At 31.5% G+C, this 1779-nt stretch carries 2 protein-coding genes; both read left to right on the top strand.

All coding sequences use genetic code 11. The annotated features are described in order from the left end of the window. The first annotated feature begins 256 nt into the window (after window positions 1-256). The gene (locus TX77_RS14225) at window positions 257-391 is read left to right on the top strand and encodes a hypothetical protein (protein WP_268257930.1); all 135 of its coding nucleotides are present in this window, start codon (window positions 257-259) and stop codon (window positions 389-391) included. Then, window positions 357-1739, top strand: coding sequence for a YadA-like family protein (locus TX77_RS13185; protein WP_071822323.1), 1383 nt, complete (start codon window positions 357-359; stop codon window positions 1737-1739). The genes TX77_RS14225 and TX77_RS13185 overlap by 35 nt, the downstream gene beginning before the upstream one ends. Window positions 1740-1779 lie beyond the last annotated feature (40 nt).

The following is a 1779-nucleotide window of genomic DNA, read 5'->3' as shown; positions in this document are numbered from 1 at the left end:
CTAATAACTTATATTTTTATATCTATTTTATAAACCAAAATTATTATTATTAAATAAATTAATTTTTTATTACATATTTTTTCAAGCTGTGTATATATTATTTTTTATAATGGATATATTTATATTTTTCTTATTATTTTATTTCGTTTTTTTATAATTGACAGCATTAGTGTTTTAATATATAATATATATGCTTATTTTGTTCATGGTTAGTGTTAAAAATGATAATTTATTAGAGTTAAAGGAAGGATTGTCAATGAAAAAAAGTAAATTTATATTAGCAAGTGTATTAGCAAGTGTATTAGCAAATGTTAGTATAGGAAATATTGTTTTAGCTGCAAGTAGTTCTATCAACATTGGAGGGGGGGACCGTTATCAATGGATCCACTAACACTCTTACAGACAATGGTACAGTTGCTATTGGGAATAAAGTAACTGCTGCAGGAACTTCCGTAGTTATTGGTACTGAAACAACCGCAGTTAATACTTCAGATAAAAATAATAAAGCCTTTGCTACTGTAATAGGCTACAAAGCGCAAGGAACAAACTATGAAGCTGTTGCAATTGGATATGCTTCCAATGCTTCTGCAAAAAATAGTACTGCTTTAGGAACAAAAGCTACATCAAGTGGTTATAATAGTTTAGCCGTAGGTAATTATGTTTTTGCAACTGGATCTGATTCTGCAGCAATCGGATCAAATACTACAACAAGCAGCAATGGTAGTACTGCTGTTGGTAATTACTCTAAATCTACTGGCCTAGCTGCTACCGCCTTAGGGTATAACTCTAGATCTACAGTATTTGGTGGAACAGCATTAGGCGCTCTCTCTGTAGCTTCAAGAGAATCTGGTTATTTTGGATATGATCCAACTACAAATACAAATTCAACCAGTTATTCAAATACCTGGCATTCAACGTTAGGAGCTGTATCTCTTGGAACCGATAATTATAAACGCCAAATTATAAATTTAGCAGCAGGAACTGAAGATACAGATGCAGTAAATGTAGCTCAACTAAAAGCTGTACGGACATATGCAACTTATACTGCTGGAGATGCAGTTTCTGTTACTGATAATTCTGATGGATCTCATATTCTATCTGTCAATTATGGTGATGGATTACATCTTACTTCTGACAATAAATTAGCTGCAGACGTTACCGAATCAGATATTAATACTATTAATTCAACAATAACTAATATAGGCAGCCAAGTAACTACTAATACTAATAATATTAGTAGCTTAAATACTACCGTAACTAATATTGGTAATCAAGTAGATACAAATACCCAAAATATTGCTGAATTAAATAAACAAGTATCTACTAATACAAATTCTATCAATAAATTAGGACACGATATTACTCGTGTTGGCGCTATGAGTGCTGCATTAGCAGGGTTACATCCAATGGACTTTGATCCAGATAATAAATTTAATGTAGCAGTTGCTGGCGGTTTCTACAAAGATAAACAAGCGCTAGCATTAGGTGCATTCTATCATCCTAACGAAGAAACTATGTTTAGTGTAGGCACTACTGTTGGTAATAACGATAATATGGTTAATATTGGGGCCTCTTTCAAAGTTGGTCAGACTACTACTGAACGGAAATTCAAAGAACAATATAAAACAGCTCCAATCAGTACTGTTTATGTATTAGAAGATAAGGTTAATTCTTTAGAAAAAGAAAATGCTGAATTAAAAGAAACTGTTGCTAAATTAGTCGCAAAAGTTGGTTTATAATCAATTTTCAATAAAAACATATAAAAAAAACACATAAAAT

Origin of the sequence: Megasphaera massiliensis (genome assembly GCF_000455225.1) — a bacterium.
In the GTDB taxonomy this organism is placed as follows: domain Bacteria; phylum Bacillota; class Negativicutes; order Veillonellales; family Megasphaeraceae; genus Megasphaera; species Megasphaera massiliensis.
Note: the sequence above shows the minus strand (reverse complement) of the source record. Positions and strands in the feature narration are given on the sequence as shown.

Bases quoted from the DNA above. Each gene is read 5' to 3' on its own strand.
- TX77_RS14225 (WP_268257930.1), top strand. From the start codon at position 257: ATGAAAAAAAGTAAATTTATATTAGCAAGTGTATTAGCAAGTGTATTA.